The sequence below is a fragment of the Bacillus sp. T-10(2022) genome, from assembly GCF_056502895.1.
In genome coordinates, this window is sequence record NZ_CP113518.1 from 5497794 (window position 1) to 5519277 (window position 21484).

Genomic DNA, 21484 nt, shown 5'->3' on the forward strand with positions numbered 1-21484 from the left:
TCTACTTTATTCGCTGGTCAATTCCATACCAGATGATATCAACGCGCCTTGATATGGATGCTACATCTTGAAAGACCCATCCGCAGGCATCGCGCCATCTGCGATCTCTTTCTTCCATCGGCACTATGCCTTTGGTGATATCTGAACCGATCACAATGCAGTTGCGTTCATCTCTTTCTTTCTCCCATATTCGCCAATCAGCCATGATTTCCTTCCATTTTTTTCGAATCGAATCTGAATCCATCTTTTCTGCATCTTGTTGAATCCATGCATCCAACCCTTGCAATACAACAGTCTTGCCTTGGAAAACAATCATTTCCGGCTGTTCTTTTCGATAACCGGATAGCCAAAGGACATCATTTTCCAAACCATAAAATTGCTTTACCCATTTAGTTTTGCCATTATAGGCGCCTCCTGTAACAAAGTGCAGCGTTCTCCCCTCCTTAAGCTGTTCCGGTCTTCCCATATCAGCTCATATCCCCGGCCATGGGAAATCCTCCAATCAAAAAAAGACTTTTCCTGCGGGGCATAGCGGACCAATAAATCACGGATTACCCCTCCATGCGTCATTAGGGCAAATCGGTTCTCCTTACAGGCAATCAATTCCTTCCAGCCATTATTCACACGCTCGGAAAATGCCGGATAACTTTCACCCCCAGGCACCAGTGCCTCCATGGGACGTTCCAGCCAATTAAGATAATCTCCATCTGTCTTCAACTCATGATACGTCCGTCCTTCCCAATTGCCGAAGTTCATCTCACGGAACGAAGGGTTTTTGACCGGAACTGCATGCGGAAACAGAAGTCGTGCAGTTTCCACACAGCGGGGCAAATCACTGCTGAAAATTTTTTCATACTGTGGGTATGAGCCCCTTAAGTCCAGTATTTCCTTTTCTCCTTCGGTACTTAATGGAGAATCCGTCCAGCCTAAATAGGCCTTACGTTCATTTGCTGCTGTCAGCCCATGGCGAAGTAGTGTAATAGCCACAATATCAGCCATAACCAAAGCTCAACCCCTTCCACGGAAGCCCCCAGTACATCCCCCGTTATCCCACCGAACCAACTGACGATTTTACGTTTTATATAAACCAGGAAAAACACGGCAGCCAGAAACATGATGAAAAATAAGGTGACAAGCTTAAAATCGATGATCCAGGCAATCGTCAGACTTACAAGGAGATACAGCCAATAAATGGGCAAACTGCTTTTCGTCACTGCACTTTGAAAAAAAGCACCTAGCCCCTCTTTTTTAGCCAGCGGCATCCGGATGAGTAAATAACCCATCACACATTTGCTTAAGAGCGGAAGGGCAATGATCAAGAAGTATGTCCATTCATTTACCCTTTCGACAATTTCATAGATAAATAGAAACCTTGCGGCCAATAGGACTATGACGGAGATGACACCGAATGCACCTGTCCTGGAATCCTTCATGATTTCCAATCGCCGATCTTTATCCTGATAGGAAAAAAAAGCATCACTTGCATCGATCCAGCCATCGAGATGCAAACCTCCCGTTAATGCCATGGTCAAAAACCAAAGGAAAAAGGCAATCGCAAGCGATGACAATGGGGTCCATTCCACTAGTGCATACAAAACGCCGCCCAATAACAATCCTAGCAAAAGACCTACTAATGGAAAGGTTTGAATGGCACGGTGAATATATTTCTTCTCCATCGGAAGCTGCTTCTTTATTGGAAAGACGGTAAAGAACTGCAGGTTAATTAAAAATCCGATCACTCCGCTCATCCCTGCATGCCCCCTTTCTTCCGCAATGGAATCCCCGCTTCCACTAGATAGGCTTCATCGGCCTGCCCGACGATCGTTTGATGAAGCAGGCCCAGTGTTTTTCCGTATATATGGAGGAAATCATCCTGAAAAATCGGTTCCTGCACCAATTCATTGCTCACGACTATTAAACAGCTGGATTGTTTTCTTATCTCATTGATCCCGGTTATTATTTTTGAAAAAACGCTATTTAAGAATTCTTCTTCAAGCGGAATGCCAGGGCCAAATAGCTCGTTATCAAGCAGGGTTGTCAGACAATCGAGCAGAATTATGGAATCATGATCAATGTCCGCACCTATTCTTGTAATATCCGTTGCGTATTCAGAGGTCTTCCAAGCAATCGGGCTGCTTTCCCTATCTTTCCGATGCCTAAGGATGCGTTCACCCATTTCAGCATCACTAACACGGCCGCAGGCGAGATAATGCAAGTTCCCATTCGTTTGGAGCGCAAACTCCAGTGCTTTTCTTTCTGCGAAGCTGCTTTTTCCTGAACGGACACCCCCGGTTATAAAACAGAGCCTTGCTTTCTCCACTGTCTTACCCCCTCCATCAGTGCTTCGTTATCATGTTCACTCTTCACTGCAAACCGAAGCCACACTCCGTCCAAACCCGGAAAATTATAGGTATGGCGCGGTACGATTCCTTTTTTCAGCAAAAAGGGGAAAAGGGATAGAGATTCATCCTTCACCAAATAAAAATTAACTGTGCTAGCCGAGACATTCAACCCTTGCTCCTCATAAAACCGGAATAGTTTTTGCTTTTGCCATGCAATATAGTCTCTTGTTTTTCTCATATAGGCTTCTTCCGCAAAACAGATTTTCCCCACTTCAAGCGCCACGTTGTTGACGCTCCAATGCGGCTTATAGTTTCTTACCCGTTTTATGATGTCAGGTGCCGCAAGCAAATAGCCTAGTCTCAAACCCGGGATTGCAAAGATTTTAGTCATTGATCTTAGAATGAGTAAATGGGGAAAAGCATTGATTAAAGAAGCATAACTAAAGGCATCTTCCGTAAAATCATAAAAAGCCTCATCCAAGACTACCAGGCAATCCGCTTTTTGGCATTCCATGATCAATTCCCTGACTGCATCCCGATTAAATGAAACACCCGTCGGATTATTAGGCGTACATAAGAAAATGGCATCATATTCGGGTAATTGGGGAATCAAACGCTCCAAGTCCAATTGCCACTCAGGTGCATCAAGCTGGTGAAAATCGACCTTACATCCTGCTGCCAAACAAGCTTCAGCATATTCCGCAAATGCCGGCTGAATGATCAGCACCCTTTGATTGGCTAATCCGTTCGCTACCAGCATGATTATTTCAGCACCACCGTTCCCCACCAAAACGGATTGCTCAGGAAGAGCTTCTTTTTTTGCAATGGATTTTGTCAGTTCAATGGCATGCGGATCTGGATACTGAAGGATTCCTTCGAAAAACCCAGCCCACTGTTCCTTTATGCGTAAAGGCGGACCCAATGGGTTGATGTTAGCACTGAAGTCGAGAACCGCTTCAGGCATCTCGATTTTCAGCGCTTCATAAAGATAATGAGGATTAGAGCCATGAGAAGGTAATGTCAAGAATAAGCCCCCCTAGCCATAGCATCAGCAGAAATAGAAAAGATGACCGATGCATGATGGTAATCGTTTTTGGTATATGCTTTGCTTCCAATCGAACAAGCGGAACTCCCATCCTCGCACGGTCGGAAACAATTCCTTTGTACATATTACGGCCTCCAAGCTGTATTCCCAAAATCGCAGCAACGCCTGCTTCACACCACCCGCTATTCGGGCTTGGATGTTTTTTTGCGTCATTAAATAATATCTTCCATCTAGCACCAAATCCATGATAGTGAGATTTTGAGCTCAGTAACATCAGGTAACCGGTGAGGCGGCTGGGAATCCAGTTCACGATATCATCGAGCTTGGCTGAAGCCCAGCCGAATTGCCCATATTTATCATTTTTGTACCCTACCATGGAATCGCATGTATTAATCGCCCTGTACACCATAGCGAGCGGCGCACCGCCAATAGCTGCCCAAAACATTGGGGCTGTAATCCCATCACTGGTATTTTCCGCTACAGTTTCCACGGTGCCCCTGACGATTTCGGATTCATCAAGATCCGCCGTATCACGGCCCACGATATAGGAAAGCTTTAGCCTCGCTTCAGGAAAATCGCGTTCATTAAGCGGAAGGCAAACATCCATCCCAGCTTGCTTCAAGCCCTTCTGAGCTATCGTAGTAGAAATGACAGCAGCTTCCCAAAGGATACCTGCAAGCGGATGGATTAGATAAGCCAAATAGACGGTAAGACCCGTAATCAATAACACCGCCGATAAGACGATGATCAACATGAAGAGTCCATTCCGTTTCTTATATGCCCCTCTATTGAATGCCAGATCCAGCTTGCTTATCATCGTTCCTATCCATTTGACTGGATGCGGCCAATTTGGCGGATCACCGATTAATAGATCAAGGAAAAATGCCAGCGTAACCGCAAAAAGATGATGATAGATCATAAATCCTCAATCCGTTTCCGATTATTCTTTAATGCTTCCACTGTACAATCATATACACCGCGACTGATCAGCTTCCCTAACGGAGTGATGGTGCCTGCATATTGAAGCTTTGCCCCTCTTTGAGCAGCCGCAATCAAAATGCTGTCAGTCGATGTTCCTGTTGCACATGTATTTGTCACCTTATCCAGTACATGCAAATCATGAAGCGCTTTTACTTTTGCCTCGGTCGCAGTAACTATGCTGTGGATGAAAGCCTCTTCTGCCAAATGTCCATTTACGAATATCCATGTATTTATCGTTCCCGGAGCGGAACTCCAAGAATGCCGGTCAGCTAAAGAAGCGTCGATGGCATTTCCTACACCAGCCGTCACGATAATGAAAACAGAGAAATCTTCCGCTCTTAAAAGCTTGAAAGCAACCGTATCGAGAAAGACAGCTGTCATCATCCCTACCGTCTCCTGAGGTTCAAAACCATGAGTTTTTAAATACTCGGCCATTTCAACATGATGATCCTCGCAGTCATAGCCATGATGTACGTGCCTATTCACAAAATATTTATGCCAGCCCGTCCCCGAACCAGTCACTCCGGAAGACATCGTTCTAAGCGGGATCGGAGAATCCAATTGAATCATCTCAGGTCCGACTGTCAGATAAGATTCATCAATTTCCAATGTAATAGTATCATGGCCATGCTTTTCCGGAACGATGAACATCTGCGGTTTCGGAAGGGCGGGATGTGGATGTTTTTCGATCGTCGTATGATATACACCCTGAATCCGTTCCTGTTGGAGCACTTCATTCGGCACATCAACAACCTGAATTTTCCCCTTCTCAAGCAACATCAGCCGATCACAATATAACCCAGCCAAATTCAGGTCATGGAAAATTGAAATAACGGTCAAATTCTGCTCTTTTGCCATTTTCCTCATTAAATCAAGAAGGTCTTTTTGATAGGAAAGATCCAAGTGATTCGTAGGTTCATCCAAAAAAAGGATTTCAGGCTCTTGGGCAAGTGCCTGTGCCAGCAGGACCCGCTGCCTCTCCCCTCCTGATAATCGTTCAAAATGCAGATCCTGGAAATCGGCTACGCCCGTTTGTTCCATAACCCGTTGGACAATCGCTTCATCTTCTGCGGACCAACTATGGAACCAACCTGATTGATGGGCATATCGCCCAAGTGAGACCGTCTCTTTTACTGTATAGGAGAAAGCTAATGAGGAATGTTGAGGGAGCACAGCAATGACCTGTGCAAGTTGTTTTGACGAATAATCCTTCAAATCCCTACCTCTTATCCGTACGCTTCCGCCCTTATAATCGAGCACCCCGCTAAGCATTCCTAAGAGCGTCGTTTTTCCGCTGCCATTAGGACCAAGAATCCCGAATAATTCTCCTTTATGTACATCAAAAGAGACAGAGTCCAAAACAGCTTTGTTGTCATATCCACCTGTTAACCCTTTAACTTCAAGCATCCGTTTTTACCCTTCTCTCCGTCTCTTTAATAAAATCAGCGCAAATGCAGGTGCCCCGATAAGTGAGGTGATCACCCCGATCGGCAGTTCCGATGGGGCAATGACCGTCCGTGCTACAAAGTCAGCCAAAATTAGAAATCCGCTTCCTATCAACAATGACAGCGGAAGCAAATGTTTATGGTCAGGTCCCCATATCTTTCGGACAAAATGAGGAATGACCAATCCTACAAAGCCAATCGCCCCTGAAACGGCAACCGCTGCCCCTGTCAATGTCGAACCGGCTATCAAGATCCACATTTTCCGCCGCTTAACATTCACACCTAAGTGTTTTGCCCGGTCTTCCCCAAAAGTCATCGCATTCAATTCACTTGTATTCATGATCAAGATAAACGAACCAAGAATAAAAAACGGCAAAATGATTGCAATATAATTCCATCCGCGCATTGAAACGCTTCCCATCAACCAGCCGATGATTTGTCTTAATTCATCACCCGTCAGCGCAATCATCAATGAAATGAATGCACTTAAAAACGAGCTGAAAATGATTCCCGTTAAAATGATCGTTTCCACTTTCATCGATCGATCCATTTTTTTTGCAAAAGTCAATACGCAGAGCATCGTGAGCACTGAGCATAAGATGCTCAGTGCCGGAAGAGTGTATAAACCGATGAACGGCAGTGATATATTCAAGAATATTGTCAATACGGCGCCGACCGATGCTCCTGATGAAATACCTAATGTGTAAGGATCAGCGAGCGGGTTCCGGAGCAGCCCCTGAAATGCCGCACCCGCAATCGCAAGCGATGCCCCGACCAAACCCGCAAGCAACACACGCGGCAAGCGGATGTTCATCACGATATTCGTCAGCATCACATCCGGATCAGCAGAAATCGGCAAATGAAAGATCTCCTTGCCGATTATTTGTAAAAGTACGGGAATCGGTACTGACACCGAACCAAAGGAAATGCCTATCGTCATTGCGAATAACAAAATTAACAACGCAATCAAATAAGCAAACGTCCATTTAGTTGTTAAATTGGTTCGGATAGACTGATTTGGCAAGTTCCTCTACTCCCTCTATCAAGCGTGGACCGGAACGGGTCACCAAGTCAGAATGGACATCAAAGACTTTGCCATTCTTAACAGCATTTACGTCTTGCCATCCTTTTCGGCCCTTCACTTCACTTACTGAATCTTTCGTATAATAACCATAAGTTGTAATGATGACATCAGGATTTGCAGCAATCATCGACTCTTCATCAATTTTTGCCCAACCGTCCAAATCAGCAGCAGCATTATCCGCTGAAATAATATTAAGCATCTCATTCATGAAAGTATTTTTTCCCGGTGTGTATATTTCCGGTGAAGGCGAAACCTCCACTAAAACTGTCTTCCTATCCTCTTCCTTTACGGATTTGGCTTTTTCCTCGATATCCTTGAGCTTCGTTTTCATATCCGCAACGATTTCGTTTGCCTTGTCATGTTCACCCGTTGCCTGTCCAATCATTTCAATAGACTCATAGACTTGGTCAAAGCTTTGTGCATCATTGACTACGAGGACATCTATTCCAGCATCCTTAAGCTGTTGTAAACCCTCATTCGAATTATGGGCACTTGATGCATGCGCAAGAACAAGGTCAGGCTTCATGGAGACAATCAGCTCCGTGTTCATTTCCATTCCGCCAACTTTTTCAATTTCCTTCGTTTCTTCCGGGTAATTATCATTATCGGAAACACCAATGACCTTTTTACCCAAACCAAGTGCAAAGACCACTTCCGTATTACTTGGTATTAACGAAACGATTTTCTTCGGTTTTTGTTCTATCGTTACTTTTTCCCCAGTTGCATCTTTAATCGTAATCGGGAAAGCTTCGTGTTGAGCATGATTCGTTTGCTGCTTTTCTTTTCCTTCATCAGTAGTGTCACTGCAGCCGACCATCATGCCTGCAACAAGCAACATCAACAGTATCAGACCAAAAATTTTCTTCATTTTCATTCCCCACAATCTTTTTATTTAATTTCTTTCCACCTAATAATCTTGGAAGATGCCCCCAAAACAAAAAGCACCTCCCGTTAAACGGAAGGTGCTTGTATGGCAACAATATCATTACGGACTTCTTATGGTCTGCCACACACCTTCCCATCCGCGTAGGTTACAGGTGTACGAATTTTGGCAGGTCTCCTGGCTCATGGTCATCGTCAACGGCACCTTCCCATATCTCATACAGTGGTACACAGCCGTCAGCTCCCATATACAGTGGCGGGACCGCGCTGGCATTTCACCAGCTTCCCTTTTAAGTCATTACGACACCAAATCGTTCATATGTATATAATTTTCACTGCCTTCATTATACACCATGTAAGAATCGATTATTAAATGATTTTTCTGAACAGGTTCGAAATGCCCCTGCCACCTTCAATGATTTGAAGCATTTTCAATCAGTGACGCAAACCCCTCGACTGATAACCCGGGTGAAATCCGAACTCGATGCAGGGCATACATCCCTTGTTCCCTTGAAGCTCCCCCAGGTTCGGTAGTGACTGCCATCTTGTATCCAGCTTCCTCTGACAGCCTGAGAGTCTCTTCGTTATACCGGCCAACCGGATAGGAAAGCACTGTCGTGTCCTGGTCGAGAATACGGTCGAATAGCTCCTTCGACTGGACCATTTCAGCTTCTTGCTGCTCTGCCGTCATGCGGTTCAGCTCCAAATGGTTGATAGTATGGCTTTCGATCGAAATCCCATTCCTGCTCATCTCCATCATTTGATTTTCAGTCAGGTGATGACCTTTATCAATGGACTTCCCGATCATGAAGACAGTTGCTTTCATATCATTTTCTTTTATTATCGGAAAAGCCTCCGTGAAGTTATCTGTATAGCCATCATCAAAAGTAAGCCAGACGCACTTCTCACTTGGCATCCGATTCTCGGTTAATACGAGGAATGCTTCTTCAGGGGATAATGTATAGTAGCCATTCTCCCGAAGCCAAGCCATCTGAGACCGGAATTCCTCCCTTGGAACCCGAAGGCGATTACCTTCAGAAATGCTGTGATACATCAAGATTGGAAGCTGGACGTCGGACTCGACCGTTATCCAGTCTTCCGTATCGATTTTGCCCTCCAATTCCTGCCCTTCCGCATTCTCCGCCGCTTCGGCGACTTCAATTTCATCTTCCGCAATCGGTGCAGCAGTCTTTGTGCCTATACCTTCTAAAATCCCTTGTGAGCATCCAGGTAAAATCAAAATCCCCAGCAATGCCGCCATCCATAAAACTCTATATTTTCCCACTATCATTCTCCTAATTTTTTATAGTGAAATAGTACCAGAAAACTAGCGATTAATAAAGTATTCCATTAAATGAAAAAAAGGGAAAGACAAGAGTAAGGATTTTTTTTCATAAGTATGTGCTATTAGCTTGAAAAGTTTGCCTATAAGAAATATAATAAATAAGTCGTCGACTTTTTTATATGTCCCAGTAGCTCAGCAGGATAGAGCGACAGCCTCCTAAGCTGTAGGTCGTAGGTTCGATTCCTATCTGGGACGCTAATTATAAACCCCTGTTACAAGCGGTCCTTCCGCGGAGTAACAGGGGTTTTTTTCTGTTGGTTAAGAACAATTGATTTTTTGATGGAGAAAACGCAGATCTCAAAGCTAAATTATTTCATCAAGCCATATAGATATAAAAAATCTGATTGCAAACTATGCATAAAGGTTGGAAATATTGGCGAACAAGAATACAAACTGTTTGATAGTAAAAAGCGTTGTATTTATTACGTCAATATATACCTGAAAAAATGGATTTCTGGATATAATCATGTCTTTTTTTGAAATATATGTTTTAACCTGTCCAATCCGGGTATACAAATACTGTAAGACATTCTCACCAAAGGAGATGATAGTGCATGATGAGTACAATCAGAAGCCAATGGAACAAAGAGAATGACGCAGCGGTTTTTAGTCCCGGTGATCAGCGTTAGAGTCAATTGAAGAGTTGGATGATAATCAAACATGGGAATTACTAGTCTTCTCATCCAAAGGAGGAAGATACGATCATGAGTATTTACAGCCTATGGAATCCAGAGAATGATGAAGCAATTTTCAGTCCGGGTGATCAGAAGCCATTCAGTACGCTCATACGAGTAGATTCGGATAAACACACACACACTGACAAAACACTTGAATATGAATTACATGGCACCGTACTGAATGAAATTTAGTCGAAGCAGGAATATACCGAAAAAGGATGGAGCGATTGCTCCATCCTTTTTCTTTTATTTATCGAATTTCAGTTTCGCCAAGGCATCTGCCAATGCAGTATTAATCGGCTCTTCTTTATTTTGCTTTTTCATATAATTGGATACTTCATTTTTGGATACTTTTTGATTTTTATTTTGCCCTCTTCATTTATTGTAAGAAGATAGTTTTTCGTGAAAACCGCATTTACAGTGAATGTCTGTGCTTCTCCTTGACCGCGCATTTCCATCTTTTTATGACATTGCGGGCATCTGGCATTTGTTACACGTGAAACACTTTTTTTGTGGCCGCAATCACGATCTTGACAGACGAGCATTTTTCCCTTTTTACTATTCACTTCTAGCATCAGCTTGCCGCAATCAGGACATTTCGTTCCTGACGGGGACGAATATGGAATATCTCCTACTTTAAGATTTATTCAAATATAGAAACTACAATTTCTCCTAAAAAAGTTAAATGAAATTTCACGCTTAAAAAAAGAAGTTTAAATTCTCAAACAAGCAATGTCTATTATGTCCTCTAAAATAGGAGTGTATGGGGCAATTTCCTCCTTGAAATTATGTTATATTAGACGGTAAATAGTTAGTAAGGGAGTTTGAACAAATGTCAAAAAGTGTGGTAATTGCTGAGAAGCCTTCAGTTGCACGTGATATCGCAAATGTATTGAAGTGCAATAAAAAAGGCAATGGGTTTTTAGAAGGCGATAAATACATCGTTACGTGGGCATTAGGACATTTAGTTACACTAGCAGATCCAGAGGCATACGATATTAAATATAAAACCTGGAAACTGGAAGACCTTCCTATGCTTCCTGAACACATGAAGTTAGTTGTCATGAAACAAACAGGAAAGCAATTTAATACTGTTAAAACACAATTAAATCGCAGTGATGTAAATGAAGTAATTGTGGCTACTGATGCAGGGAGAGAAGGAGAATTAGTTGCACGTTGGATTATTGATAAAGCAAAAGTTCATAAGCCTATCAAACGACTCTGGATTTCTTCTGTAACAGATAAAGCTATTAAAGATGGATTCAATAACTTAAAGCCTGGTAAAGCTTATGAAGACTTGTATACTTCTGCAGTAGCACGTTCGGAAGCGGATTGGTATATCGGCTTGAATGCAACTCGTGCCTTAACGACAAAATTTAATGCACAATTAAACTGTGGACGTGTTCAAACACCAACAGTTGCAATGGTTGCAGCACGCGAAGAGGAAATTGCGAATTTCAAACCGCAAACCTATTATGGAATCGAAGCCCAAACGGATGGACTCAAGTTAACGTGGCAAGATGAAAATGGAAATAGTCGCAGCTTTAATAAAGAAAAGACCGACGCAATCGTGAAATCACTTGGAAGTAAAGATGCGACTGTTGTTACCATTGACCGCAAAGCAAAGAAAACATTCGCACCTGGTCTATATGATTTAACAGAGTTACAACGTGATGGGAATAAACTCTTTGGCTATTCTGCTAAAGAAACATTGAACATTATGCAAAAATTGTACGAGCAACACAAAGTCTTGACTTATCCCCGTACAGATTCACGTTATTTATCATCCGATATCGTTAGTACGCTTCCGGAGCGTTTAAAAGCATGTGCCATAGGTGAATATCGTCCTCTTGCAAATAAAGTGTTAAGTAAACCTATTAAAGTGTCAAAAGGATTTGTGGATGATAGTAAAGTGAGTGATCACCATGCCATTATTCCAACTGAAGGTTACGTAAATATTTCATCCTTCACTGACAAAGAACGCAAAATCTACGACCTTGTCGTGAAACGTTTCTTAGCTGTTTTATTCCCTGCATTTGAATATGAGCAATTAACAGTGCAAACGAAAATCGGGGATCAAAAATTTATCGCTAAAGGAAAAACAGTGATTCATTCTGGCTGGAAAGAAGTTTATGCAAACCATTTTGATGATGAAGAATCAGATGATGTAAAAGAGCAGTTATTACCTCGTATTGAAAAAGACGATGTATTAAAGACAAAAATAATCACTCAAACGTCAGGCCAAACAAAGCCCCCAGCACGCTTTACTGAGGCGACTTTACTATCAGCAATGGAAAATCCCACGAAATACATGAAAACAAATGATAAAAAGCTTGTGGACACGTTAAAATCTACTGGAGGACTTGGTACAGTAGCCACTCGTGCTGATATCATCGATAAATTATTTAATTCGTTCTTATTCGAAAAACGTGGCGGTAAGGAAATCTATATCACAGCTAAGGGGCGTCAGCTTTTAGATTTAGTGCCAGAAAAACTAAAATCTCCTGCAACAACAGCTGAGTGGGAACAAAAGCTCGAGCTAATCGCAAAAGGGAAACTGAAAAAAGATGTGTTCATCAATGAAATGAAAGATTACACAAAAGAGATTGTCAGTGCAATCAAAACGAGTGACAAAAAATATAAACATGACAATATCTCAACGAAATCCTGTCCAGACTGTGGTAAGCCAATGCTTGAAGTGAATAGCAAAAAAGGCAAAATGCTCGTCTGCCAAGATCGTGAATGCGGCCATAAAAAGAATGTCGCCCGTGTAACGAATGCACGCTGTCCACAATGTAAAAAGAAAATGGAACTACGTGGTGAAGGCGATGGTCAAATCTTCACATGTAAATGCGGATACCGCGAGAAACTATCTGCTTTTGAAGCAAGACGTAAAAAAGAGTCTGGTGGAAAAGTGGATAAACGTTCCGTTCAGAAATATTTAAAAGAGCAGGAAAAAGAAGCCGAACCGATTAATAATCCATTTGCGGACTTATTAAAAGGGTTTAATTTAGATAAATAATAATTTTTTGCCCTCCACTCCCGAAAATGTAGATTTAGGGAGCGGAGGGCACATCCAAATTGATTTCCGCAACCCAAAACGAGACGATAACCAATCTTTAAAATGCCCTGTCGAAGTCCATTTGAGATAAAGAACGTACATAATCTTCGTAAAATGAGTGATTTGGAAGCTTTATGAGGTGAAAGCTGCACGTACAGTGTGGAGCAGAACAAAAGATGAAGATTATATCGTTATTAAGTGTCAATTTACGCCTATTTTACAGGTGTTAAGAAGAAAGAAACATTTTTATTAGTCGAAAATCCACTTTGGTTAAGTTCCAACCATGTATTCTCCTTCAGGTCAATTTCAAACTGATTAGCATCTCCAAAGGAATCTCCTCCTATAATTTTTTGCAAATCATCAGATATAATTTGGAACCATGGATCCTCCTTTAATGATTCATTATTCCTGGTTTCATAAGTAATGATATATTTTCCGGATTTTATTTGTTCATCAATTTGATAGAAACCAGAATGATGTATTTTATAGACATCACCATCTTTACTAACTGGTGAAAAAGCTGATCTTTCAAGCTTAATTGTTCCTTTTCCACTAACTTGGGCTATATTTTCATCATAAAGTTTCAAACCTAAAAAATGATCACCATCTGAAAGTTGAGTACCATTAAAATAATTATCACCATCGCTTGTAACGTCATAATACCCCTCTGGAATATCGTTTCCTACATGGAAGTTGCCTTGTGTGAGTCTGTATTCGATACCTCCGCCCTTGATTTTTTTTGTTTCAAGGTGTTCATTTGGCGTAAGAGATTTTATGAATTCCGGTATGGATATTATTGTGAGTAAACATACAAATGTGATAACCAAAAAAATCATTTGAGATTTTCTCATCATTTTAACCGTCCATTACTAATTTCTATAACTTCATCACAAATCGGGAAAACATCCTCTTTATTATGAGTGGCAATAATGATAGTTGCACCTCTCTCCCGTTCTTCTTGAAAAATATCAAGAACTCGTTCCACACCTTTTTCATCAATTGCATTAGTTGGTTCATCCAATAAAATAATTTCAGGTTTTTCAAAAATTGCTTGTGCTATATTCAGTCGCTGCTTCATACCTAGAGAATATTTTCTTACTTTCAATGTACCGAACCGATCCAGCTCAAGTCTCTTTATGGCGTGTTGTATATCTTCGAGCGACGCTGTTTTCTTAATCGCAGCAAGAATTTTCAAATTAGTCTCAGCATCGAATTGGGGAAGCAATTCGAGATTTTCAATAATAATACCGATACTTGGCGGAAACGAAATATCTTTATGCAATACTTTTTCATTAATGGTTACACTGCCTTCAGTTGGAATAATAAGTCCAGCTATCGCCCGAAGCAACATGGTCTTACCAGATCCATTTTTTCCAACCAAACCATAGATTCTCCCTTTTTCGAAGGTGTAAGTGATGTTTTGTAAAACATTATTTTTTTTTAACTTCTTTGATAAGTCATGGACTTCAATCATTATAATTCCTCACATTAATTCTATTTTTTTTATTCTTATTACGGAAAGACAAAGCAGAAACAAAATAATAACAACTAAAAAAAGCCCCGGCTCATTTAATTGGCCTACCGTTTCCTGCAAGTTAGGATTAGCAATAATGCCATTGCGAAAACTCATTGAAAGGTTCGGGAAAAACACATGAAATAGCACTTTTTTTTGAACGAAACCTTCAACAATCGTTATTGATAGAAGCACATAACAATTGGTTAATATAAACGCCAATTGAGATTTCATATACAGTTCCAATATCATTTGTATGGATAAAATAGCCATGATTGTTAACACATAAAACAATATACCTTCAAACAGGTGTGTAAATTCAAGTACAGGATCAGATTCCAAGATTGTTTGAAAAAAAGTTGTAGCAATTAATTGAGAAAAAACTAAAACCAGTACAACCCTCCACATATGGATTACTTTAGACATTAGCCATGAAATCCTACTTTTTCCCCTTAAAATGATATATTTTCCGTAATCAAATAGTGAATCCGAGATGTGTCCTAATAAAATGAAGCTACTTGCAGCTATCGATATATACCAGCCCATTAAATAGGTAACTGAGTGAGGATAACTAACTGGTGTCGGTACCCCATCCAAAAACGGAAAGGAAGAATGAGCTAAACTATCATTCATGAAATATACATATTGGATGAGTGCAACAATAAACAAGATGAACGCTTCATTTCTAAATTGAGTCATTTTTCAGGTAATCCTTCCTTTGAAACATGTTCCACCCAAAAACAAGCAGGACTACGACAATCGTTATTTGGCGCAAAAAAATCGTTACTATACTGTACATATCACCAGAAGCTACTAATAATAAAACGATATTTGCTAGATCTCGAATCGGTGTATACAACTCTTGCATGACTAACTTATTGAAAAAGAAAGTCAATGTCACAATAAAAAACACAAAAGAGTAAGATAATATATCTGAATTTAGGATCGTTTTAATCGCTATATAAAGAAGAGCTAGCGAGAAATAATAAAAAACAAGACCAAGAAACTCACATAATAGGATCTGAACAAAACTTACATCTTTTAAAAAAACACTTCCCAAATAGAAAAAGTTATAGCCACTTAAAATGAAAAGATGGATTGTAACGAAAATAAGAACTGCATAGAAAGCATTTAGAACGTCCTTCTGATATTTTGCACCACGCATTAAATATCTAACTGTTGCTGCTGCATGACTTGGAGTTGCAGTGTTTTTTACGAACATCAAAAAAGGATAAGTGAAAAATAGCACATGTGCTTCGATTGAATTCGGCGAATATATATTAGAGTTTATTGAGAGAAACCTGTTATAAAGTGGTTGAAGATGAACAAAGTCACTTGTTTGTTTATACCAAAGCACCACCATAAACAGGAATAAACAGATAGTTGAAAGCAACCGTTTAGATTTCATTTATCTTCACCTCATGGAGGTACGTCAATATATACAGAATAAGAAAAGCAAGAGTTGAAGTAATAAAAATGGGTACTAAAGTCTCTAACCCGTACTCGGCAAACGGTTGAAATAGATACATTACCGACTCCTTATTTGAAATAAGGATATACCAAAATGCAAACGTTACTGGATACGTTATTTTTTTATCGTAAGTCAGCATACTAAAGCAAGTACCAGCAGCCCCTATCAAACCCGCAAAAAAAGAGGTTGTTAAGGAAAATAAAAAGATACTAAGATAAGGACTTTCCACTTGCTTCTTTAAAAAAGCTTCCCCTGACACTCCGTCATAATTGTTCGCTGAACTAAATCCAGCCATATCAAAAAAAAGAAAATTGATTAGAAAATTTATTGTTAAGGCTAAAAAAATCACAGAAAAAGACATAATAAAAGCAGTTTTAAGCTTAACAAAGAAGTATTTCTTTTTTCCTAATTTAGAAATCCAAATGTCTCTAACGCCTGTCTTCTTATCTTGTATAGGATCATCTGAGCAAATCACCAGTAAGTAAAGTGGGAGAAACCACAGTAAAATAATTTGTGTTACATGTCCAATCGTCGACCCTGAAAGAAAAAAGGCCTCCGCCAGATAGGAATCTTCATAAATAACAGCCGATAATAACTGAATGATCTCCATACAAGGAATCAGGATGATAGCTAAAATTACCATACGGCTTAATTTATTTCTTAACACTCTACTAAATTGACTTTTCATTTTTTCTCCTTGTTATGCATTTTAAATATCATATAAGCCCCCTTCTTACAAATCTTTCATGATGGTAAAAAGGGGGCGGCCTCTAACATACATGAATATGGATATGCTATCTTCCTATTAACGTACTGCTGGATCCCAATATCCTGATACGGTGTGTGATTTTGAAGTAAGATTATTATTTTCAGCGCCAATACGTACTGAACCACTGACAGCACTTTTAACTTTTATTGTATATTTCTTTCCTTGGTAATAGTTGTTTGGATGTGAGTAGACAGAACTACTTTTAGCAAGCCACATCGTTGTAATTGTTCCTGCACCTTCTGAAGAATAGCCAAGATTCAAATACCATGGGGCATTCTTTTCTGCGGTTGATCTTGATTGCGTCTGTGAGTAACCATTATCGTAAGTAGTGCCCTTACCTGGATTGCTAGATGCAGGAACAGTAAAACGAAAACTTTTATCATCACCCGTATTGTTAGCAGCAAAAACATTTGAACCAATACTAAAAATTGAGACGATAATCAATACATACATAAAAAGATTTGATTTTCTTGAAATAGTCATATTTTTCTCCTTAAATAATTATTTTGTAATCAACCACATGCCGTTAATTACAATAATCTATATTCACCTAAATAATAGTTCTCTAACGGCGCCAATTTAAAGACACTACTCTTTAAGAAATACCACGAATGAAAGACCTACAAAGAACCGCTAGACGCATTAAACTCACAAACTAGCCTGTTCAATTTAAATATTGTGCAAAAAAAAAAGGCCTTTATAATGGATGAATCAGAAACAGAATAGCAATTTCGAATGAGCTTTTTTCTAATTTGTGATGGTTACTCCGATTTCCCGAATAAAGCTTCATAAATTAAGATGGGATATCTTCATTTTATAAAAATTAAAGACACAAGGAGTTTCAAATTTGAAACTCCTTGTGTCTTTTTTGACATTTAATTGAGTCCTTTTTATGATTCGTAGTAGAGAGTATCGACCACTCGCGGAGAAGGCGGGAGTTCCATAACACAGTAATCGATGGGCCGCTCTTCTCAGTACCCACATATATGTAAATTAATAGATTAGATAGCATTCCTGTGCAGATTTTAGTATGATGAAACGTAGGGATTTTTTCAAATTAATTGGGAGGTTCAATATAAATGAGCTTACTTTCTATAGATAAATTAGCACACAGCTTTGGTGACCGTACCTTATTCAAGGATGTTTCCTTCCGCCTGATGGCCGGGGAACATGTTGGTCTGGTCGGGGCAAATGGTGTCGGGAAGTCAACTATGATGAATATCATTACAGGGCAACTTATCCATGATGATGGCCGGGTCGAATGGACACCTGGTGTCGAATATGGCTATCTTGATCAACATACGATACTTTCTAAAGGAAAATCGATTCGCGACGTATTAAGGGATGCATACTTACCTTTATTCGAGCAGGAAAAGGCACTGAATGAAGTTACAGAGAAAATGGGTACTGCCACTCCGGAGGAACTTGAAGAACTCTTGGAACAAATGGGTGAAATCCAGGACAATCTGGAAGCCGGCGGTTTTTACAATCTGGATATTAAAATTGAAGAAGCGGCACGCGGTTTAGGGTTGGATGCAATCGGTTTGGACCGTGATGTCTCTGCCCTAAGCGGCGGACAACGGACAAAGGTTTTACTAGCCAAGCTACTTTTGGAACAGCCTGAAGTACTGCTCCTTGATGAACCGACGAACTACTTGGATGTAGAGCATATCCGCTGGCTGAGCAGCTACTTAAAGGAATATCCTAATGCATTCTTATTAATTTCGCATGACACCGAGTTCATGAACGGCGTCGTCGACGTCATTTTCCATCTTGAATTTTCTAAACTGACCCGTTACACGGCAACTTATGAAAAATTTCTTGAGCTGGCTGAATTGAATAAAAACCAACATATTAACGCATATGAAAAACAGCGTGAATTCATTAAAAAGCAGGAAGATTTCATTGCAAAAAATAAAGCCCGCTATTCAACGACCGGTCGGGCAAAGAGCCGTCAAAAGCAATTGAACCGCATGGAACGTATCGATCGTCCGGAAACTGCAATGAAACCTACCTTTGACTTTAAAGAGTCACGTGCGAGCAGCCGTTATGTATTTGAAGGTGAAGATCTGGAGATCGGATATGACCGCCCATTGCTTCCGAAGTTGTCCATGACCATCGAGCGGGGAGAAAAAATTGCCGTGGTCGGCTGTAACGGAGTTGGTAAATCCACTCTATTAAAAACGATTTTGGGTAAAATCGATCCTCTAGGCGGTAAAAGATCACTTGGCGACTTCCTTTTTTCTTCTTATTTTGAACAAGAAGTGAAAGCAGGCGATACGACGCCGATCGATGAAGTATGGAATGCATTTCCGCATCTGGACCAACCGCAGGTACGTGCGATTCTTGCCCGTGTCGGTTTGAAAAACGAGCACATTACACGTCCGATGAGCCATTTAAGCGGTGGAGAACAAGCAAAAGTGCGCCTATGTAAACTCATGCTTACCGAAAGCAATTGGCTGTTATTCGATGAACCGACGAACCATTTGGATGTCGTTGCAAAAGAAGAACTGAAACGTGCATTGAAAGAGTATAAAGGAACGATTGTCCTTGTATGCCATGAACCTGATTTCTATGAAGATTGGGTAACCAAAGTATGGGATGTAGAGGAATGGTCGGCACAAAATTAATTTTTTCGGGGATGTCGCGGTACGCGGCATCCCCTTTATTATGGAATAAATAAAAAGCTGACTGAAAAGGCTCCTTCAGTCAGCTATCATTCCCTCATCATGCAGCTTAAACTCGTTCCGCCACCAAGGTATATGTTTTCGGAAGCCCAATATCATGCATTTTATGATTAGGTTCTTCCTCGAGTACTTTAATAACCAGCCCTGATTGACCTATTGACGTTATAAGTTCCCCGATTGTCCATTTACGCTGTACAACTCTTGAAAGGCTCCCTTTTTCCTCATCAGGCATATGCTTCGAAAATGCGACCTCATTGTTTTCGATTGCCGGAGCGAAATAGTTGCCTGTGACTTTGTGTTTTTTACCATTTGAAGTAATGAGCTTTGTTGAAATCGGGTGAAATTCATGCAGTACGAATCGGCCTCCAGGTTTCAGCATCATTTTAATTTTTTCAAATAACGGCTGCAGATCTATTAAGTAGTGAAGCACACCGAGCTCCATTAAAATCAAATCCTGATTCCCTGATACATGCTCGGATGATAGTGAAAGGACATCCGAAACGATATACTCGATGGAGACATTGGCACCACTCGCCAGCTCATTTGCAAACATTGCGTTTTCCTGGGAAAAATCAACAACTTTCACTTCAGCTCCCAACATGGCAAGGGCAACTGCTTTGACACCGTTCGATCCCATCAAATGAGTGATTTTTTTACCGGATATATCTCCCATATACTTATAAAAAGGGTGCAGTCTCCATTTTGGGTTTTGCTTGATTTTTGATGCCAATTCCACGGGATCTCCATAACGATTGACAAGCGCTAAATAATTATTCTGGTTCCACGCCTGTTCATTTTCCGCTGTGAACCCCTTCTGCTCGGCTGATAAGTAAGCATGAATCACGGTACTGTACTTTCTCATTTCTTCTTCGTATAAATAACTGTATAACGACCTGCACCAAACCTCCATATTCCCCATCTTTATGGACAAGCGATAAGGGTCCGTTTTAATGGTCGTGTTAAACCGGCAGCGAACAGTGACAGAAACCCCCTCGACATCCATTAGAAAGAATGCAGTCTCAGGACTTCTTTCAGGCTTTGTTGGGGAGTATTCGGAAAAAAGATCCAAAGACTCATTAAAGACATCCCATTGTACATCCAGGTCGATTTTATGATATTCATCGATATCCACTCCTTGTACGAACAGAGCAGATCGACCTGTATATTGGTATGGAATATTAGCTTGATCCAACATGTTCGCCATTAAGGTGATTGTATGATAATAACTTGCCTTCATATGTACCTCCTAAACATCAAAAGAGAATGACGATTATTCTTCCATAGCAAATTTCAAACCGGTACTCGTAATGGCAATCAGCTCTTCATCGTGGCGGTCTATGCCATAAACGAGTAATGTAACAAGCATATATATGGCTCTGAACCGGGCTAAGCTCTCTGTTTCCTTTTCGATTTCACCATAGATTTCGAAAAAAGCTCTGCGCGCCTCTTTTGGGAAATAACTGTATAAAAAGGAGAAATCAATGGCTGGATTCCCGATATGAACATCTCCCCAATCAATGATACCTGCGAGAACGCCTTCGTCATCAAGTAAAACATTCCGGATATGAATGTCTCCGTGAACGAGTGAAATCGGATACTGAACATCCAAATCGCCTAAGGCTTCAACAAAATCCTTAACCGCCTGTGCCTGTTCAAAGTATCCTAGCTTTAATAGATTTGAGACATTTTCCATAAGTGATTTCTTTCGATAGGATACATCAAGCCTCATCATCCCATCAGGCTGCACACCCAAACGCATAGCCCTTTCCGCAGGAAAACTGTGAAGAACCTTCAAAAAACGGGCAAACCTTTTTGCCGATTCGACCTTACTTGCCTCTGATTCTTCTTCAGGCAAGTGTCCTTTTACCATTTTATAACCGGTAAAAGGATAAGGATACAGGGTACTTGGTTTCCCAAAAAAGATCGGTTCAGGGATAGCAAGCGGCAAAGTGCCTGCAATGGATGGCAAAAGCTGACTTTCCACCTGAATCAACGTAACTGCAATAGGGCGGCGGGGGAAACGGAATACAAATTGCCCATTGATTTGTATCACCGTGTTATCGAAACCCTCCCCAAGTTGCTTGATCTCTTTCAACTCAATTTCCGGAAACTGCAGCATGATCAATTTCCCTGCCAGCTCCAGCGAAACTGGATATTCTGCCAACCAAGGCTTTTCCACTCC

Annotated in this window: 21 protein-coding genes, 1 tRNA gene, 1 pseudogene and 1 riboswitch; of the genes and pseudogenes, 4 read left to right on the forward strand and 19 right to left on the reverse strand. The window is 40.7% G+C overall.

The genetic code is table 11. The features are described from left to right. Position 1: 1 nt before the first annotated feature. From OSJ91_RS27225 to OSJ91_RS27270, 10 genes are all read right to left on the reverse strand, one after another. Positions 2 to 466: a bifunctional adenosylcobinamide kinase/adenosylcobinamide-phosphate guanylyltransferase gene (locus tag OSJ91_RS27225; protein WP_485890768.1), complete on the reverse strand. Its 465-nt coding sequence runs from the start codon at positions 464 to 466 to the stop codon at positions 2 to 4. After that, on the reverse strand, positions 382 to 999 hold the full coding sequence (locus OSJ91_RS27230) for a histidine phosphatase family protein (RefSeq protein ID WP_413020048.1): 618 nt from the start codon (positions 997 to 999) through the stop codon (positions 382 to 384). The genes OSJ91_RS27225 and OSJ91_RS27230 overlap by 85 nt, the downstream gene beginning before the upstream one ends. Next, a complete protein-coding gene (gene cobS, locus OSJ91_RS27235) occupies positions 957 to 1748 on the reverse strand; it encodes an adenosylcobinamide-GDP ribazoletransferase (protein WP_350300735.1) in 792 nt (263 codons plus the stop codon). Before cobS ends, OSJ91_RS27230 begins: the two co-directional genes overlap by 43 nt. Beyond that, positions 1745 to 2320: a bifunctional adenosylcobinamide kinase/adenosylcobinamide-phosphate guanylyltransferase gene (locus tag OSJ91_RS27240; RefSeq protein WP_413020049.1), complete on the reverse strand. Its 576-nt coding sequence runs from the start codon at positions 2318 to 2320 to the stop codon at positions 1745 to 1747. Before OSJ91_RS27240 ends, cobS begins: the two co-directional genes overlap by 4 nt. Next, the gene (gene cobD, locus OSJ91_RS27245; RefSeq protein ID WP_485890769.1) at positions 2293 to 3366 is read right to left on the reverse strand and encodes a threonine-phosphate decarboxylase CobD; all 1074 of its coding nucleotides are present in this window, start codon (positions 3364 to 3366) and stop codon (positions 2293 to 2295) included. Before cobD ends, OSJ91_RS27240 begins: the two co-directional genes overlap by 28 nt. After that, positions 3341 to 4306, reverse strand: a complete 966-nt coding sequence (gene cbiB / locus OSJ91_RS27250) for an adenosylcobinamide-phosphate synthase CbiB (RefSeq protein ID WP_485890770.1) — start codon at positions 4304 to 4306, stop codon at positions 3341 to 3343. The genes cobD and cbiB overlap by 26 nt, the downstream gene beginning before the upstream one ends. After that, positions 4303 to 5775, reverse strand: a complete 1473-nt coding sequence (locus tag OSJ91_RS27255) for a heme ABC transporter ATP-binding protein (RefSeq protein ID WP_485890771.1) — start codon at positions 5773 to 5775, stop codon at positions 4303 to 4305. Before OSJ91_RS27255 ends, cbiB begins: the two co-directional genes overlap by 4 nt. Before the next feature lie 6 nt (positions 5776 to 5781). Beyond that, complete coding sequence (locus OSJ91_RS27260; RefSeq protein WP_350300740.1) at positions 5782 to 6837, reverse strand: FecCD family ABC transporter permease; 1056 nt, start codon at positions 6835 to 6837, stop codon at positions 5782 to 5784. After that, positions 6800 to 7765, reverse strand: coding sequence for an ABC transporter substrate-binding protein (locus tag OSJ91_RS27265; protein WP_350300741.1), 966 nt, complete (start codon positions 7763 to 7765; stop codon positions 6800 to 6802). The genes OSJ91_RS27260 and OSJ91_RS27265 overlap by 38 nt, the downstream gene beginning before the upstream one ends. A gap of 165 nt (positions 7766 to 7930) precedes the next feature. After that, positions 7931 to 8105: riboswitch (cobalamin riboswitch) on the reverse strand. A gap of 86 nt (positions 8106 to 8191) precedes the next feature. Further along, positions 8192 to 9070 (reverse strand): polysaccharide deacetylase family protein, encoded by an 879-nt coding sequence (locus OSJ91_RS27270; RefSeq protein ID WP_485890772.1) that lies wholly within the window; start codon positions 9068 to 9070, stop codon positions 8192 to 8194. A gap of 175 nt (positions 9071 to 9245) precedes the next feature. Between OSJ91_RS27270 and OSJ91_RS27275 the strand changes: the two genes are divergently transcribed. Both OSJ91_RS27275 and OSJ91_RS27280 read left to right on the forward strand, forming a co-directional pair. Then, positions 9246 to 9319: transfer RNA gene (locus OSJ91_RS27275), tRNA-Arg, on the forward strand. Between the two features lie 509 nt (positions 9320 to 9828). Next, positions 9829 to 9993 (forward strand): hypothetical protein, encoded by a 165-nt coding sequence (locus tag OSJ91_RS27280; RefSeq protein ID WP_156404392.1) that lies wholly within the window; start codon positions 9829 to 9831, stop codon positions 9991 to 9993. Between the two features lie 54 nt (positions 9994 to 10047). Here the strand turns inward: OSJ91_RS27280 and OSJ91_RS27285 are convergent. Further along, a pseudogene (locus OSJ91_RS27285) lies at positions 10048 to 10409 on the reverse strand (DNA topoisomerase III); the annotation flags it as partial. Between the two features lie 224 nt (positions 10410 to 10633). Between OSJ91_RS27285 and OSJ91_RS27290 the strand changes: the two are divergent. Then, complete coding sequence (locus OSJ91_RS27290; RefSeq protein ID WP_350300742.1) at positions 10634 to 12823, forward strand: DNA topoisomerase III; 2190 nt, start codon at positions 10634 to 10636, stop codon at positions 12821 to 12823. Between the two features lie 251 nt (positions 12824 to 13074). On the opposite strand, the gene OSJ91_RS27295 is transcribed toward OSJ91_RS27290, so the two are convergent. From OSJ91_RS27295 to OSJ91_RS27320, 6 genes are all read right to left on the reverse strand, one after another. Then, positions 13075 to 13716, reverse strand: a complete 642-nt coding sequence (locus OSJ91_RS27295; RefSeq protein WP_350300743.1) for a hypothetical protein — start codon at positions 13714 to 13716, stop codon at positions 13075 to 13077. Further along, the gene (locus OSJ91_RS27300) at positions 13713 to 14336 is read right to left on the reverse strand and encodes an ABC transporter ATP-binding protein (RefSeq protein WP_350300744.1); all 624 of its coding nucleotides are present in this window, start codon (positions 14334 to 14336) and stop codon (positions 13713 to 13715) included. Before OSJ91_RS27300 ends, OSJ91_RS27295 begins: the two co-directional genes overlap by 4 nt. Positions 14337 to 14345: 9 nt before the next feature. Then, complete coding sequence (locus OSJ91_RS27305; protein WP_350300745.1) at positions 14346 to 15074, reverse strand: DUF2705 family protein; 729 nt, start codon at positions 15072 to 15074, stop codon at positions 14346 to 14348. Then, positions 15061 to 15783, reverse strand: coding sequence for a WxPxxD family membrane protein (locus tag OSJ91_RS27310; protein WP_413020056.1), 723 nt, complete (start codon positions 15781 to 15783; stop codon positions 15061 to 15063). Before OSJ91_RS27310 ends, OSJ91_RS27305 begins: the two co-directional genes overlap by 14 nt. Next, the gene (locus tag OSJ91_RS27315) at positions 15773 to 16534 is read right to left on the reverse strand and encodes a hypothetical protein (RefSeq protein ID WP_485890773.1); all 762 of its coding nucleotides are present in this window, start codon (positions 16532 to 16534) and stop codon (positions 15773 to 15775) included. The genes OSJ91_RS27310 and OSJ91_RS27315 overlap by 11 nt, the downstream gene beginning before the upstream one ends. A gap of 117 nt (positions 16535 to 16651) precedes the next feature. Then, positions 16652 to 17098 (reverse strand): DUF2712 domain-containing protein, encoded by a 447-nt coding sequence (locus OSJ91_RS27320; protein ID WP_485890774.1) that lies wholly within the window; start codon positions 17096 to 17098, stop codon positions 16652 to 16654. Between the two features lie 596 nt (positions 17099 to 17694). Here OSJ91_RS27320 and OSJ91_RS27325 point away from each other — a divergent pair. Beyond that, positions 17695 to 19245, forward strand: a complete 1551-nt coding sequence (locus tag OSJ91_RS27325; protein WP_485890775.1) for an ABC-F family ATP-binding cassette domain-containing protein — start codon at positions 17695 to 17697, stop codon at positions 19243 to 19245. A 106-nt stretch (positions 19246 to 19351) separates the two neighbouring features. On the opposite strand, the gene OSJ91_RS27330 is transcribed toward OSJ91_RS27325, so the two are convergent. Together OSJ91_RS27330 and OSJ91_RS27335 are read right to left on the reverse strand one after the other, a co-directional pair. After that, entirely contained in the window at positions 19352 to 20539 is a 1188-nt protein-coding gene (locus OSJ91_RS27330) for a class I SAM-dependent methyltransferase (protein WP_485890776.1), read from the reverse strand. A gap of 33 nt (positions 20540 to 20572) precedes the next feature. Then, positions 20573 to 21481: a phosphotransferase gene (locus OSJ91_RS27335; RefSeq protein ID WP_485890777.1), complete on the reverse strand. Its 909-nt coding sequence runs from the start codon at positions 21479 to 21481 to the stop codon at positions 20573 to 20575. Positions 21482 to 21484: the final 3 nt, after the last annotated feature.

Excerpts from the sequence above, each read along its gene's own strand:
- OSJ91_RS27265 (WP_350300741.1), bottom strand. The coding sequence starts at position 7,765 with ATGAAGAAAATTTTTGGTCTGATACTGTTGATGTTGCTTGTTGCAGGC.
- OSJ91_RS27300 (WP_350300744.1), bottom strand. The coding sequence starts at position 14,336 with ATGATTGAAGTCCATGACTTATCAAAGAAGTTAAAAAAAAATAATGTT.
- OSJ91_RS27330 (WP_485890776.1), bottom strand. The coding sequence starts at position 20,539 with ATGAAGGCAAGTTATTATCATACAATCACCTTAATGGCGAACATGTTG.
- OSJ91_RS27310 (WP_413020056.1), bottom strand. The coding sequence starts at position 15,783 with ATGAAATCTAAACGGTTGCTTTCAACTATCTGTTTATTCCTGTTTATG.
- OSJ91_RS27255 (WP_485890771.1), bottom strand. The coding sequence starts at position 5,775 with ATGCTTGAAGTTAAAGGGTTAACAGGTGGATATGACAACAAAGCTGTT.
- OSJ91_RS27295 (WP_350300743.1), bottom strand. The coding sequence starts at position 13,716 with ATGATGAGAAAATCTCAAATGATTTTTTTGGTTATCACATTTGTATGT.
- OSJ91_RS27290 (WP_350300742.1), top strand. The coding sequence starts at position 10,634 with ATGTCAAAAAGTGTGGTAATTGCTGAGAAGCCTTCAGTTGCACGTGAT.
- OSJ91_RS27280 (WP_156404392.1), top strand. The coding sequence starts at position 9,829 with ATGAGTATTTACAGCCTATGGAATCCAGAGAATGATGAAGCAATTTTC.
- OSJ91_RS27230 (WP_413020048.1), bottom strand. The coding sequence starts at position 999 with ATGGCTGATATTGTGGCTATTACACTACTTCGCCATGGGCTGACAGCA.
- OSJ91_RS27270 (WP_485890772.1), bottom strand. The coding sequence starts at position 9,070 with ATGATAGTGGGAAAATATAGAGTTTTATGGATGGCGGCATTGCTGGGG.
- cobS (WP_350300735.1), bottom strand. The coding sequence starts at position 1,748 with ATGAGCGGAGTGATCGGATTTTTAATTAACCTGCAGTTCTTTACCGTC.
- OSJ91_RS27225 (WP_485890768.1), bottom strand. The coding sequence starts at position 466 with ATGGGAAGACCGGAACAGCTTAAGGAGGGGAGAACGCTGCACTTTGTT.
- OSJ91_RS27325 (WP_485890775.1), top strand. The coding sequence starts at position 17,695 with ATGAGCTTACTTTCTATAGATAAATTAGCACACAGCTTTGGTGACCGT.
- OSJ91_RS27305 (WP_350300745.1), bottom strand. The coding sequence starts at position 15,074 with ATGACTCAATTTAGAAATGAAGCGTTCATCTTGTTTATTGTTGCACTC.
- OSJ91_RS27320 (WP_485890774.1), bottom strand. The coding sequence starts at position 17,098 with ATGACTATTTCAAGAAAATCAAATCTTTTTATGTATGTATTGATTATC.
- cbiB (WP_485890770.1), bottom strand. The coding sequence starts at position 4,306 with ATGATCTATCATCATCTTTTTGCGGTTACGCTGGCATTTTTCCTTGAT.
- OSJ91_RS27315 (WP_485890773.1), bottom strand. The coding sequence starts at position 16,534 with ATGAAAAGTCAATTTAGTAGAGTGTTAAGAAATAAATTAAGCCGTATG.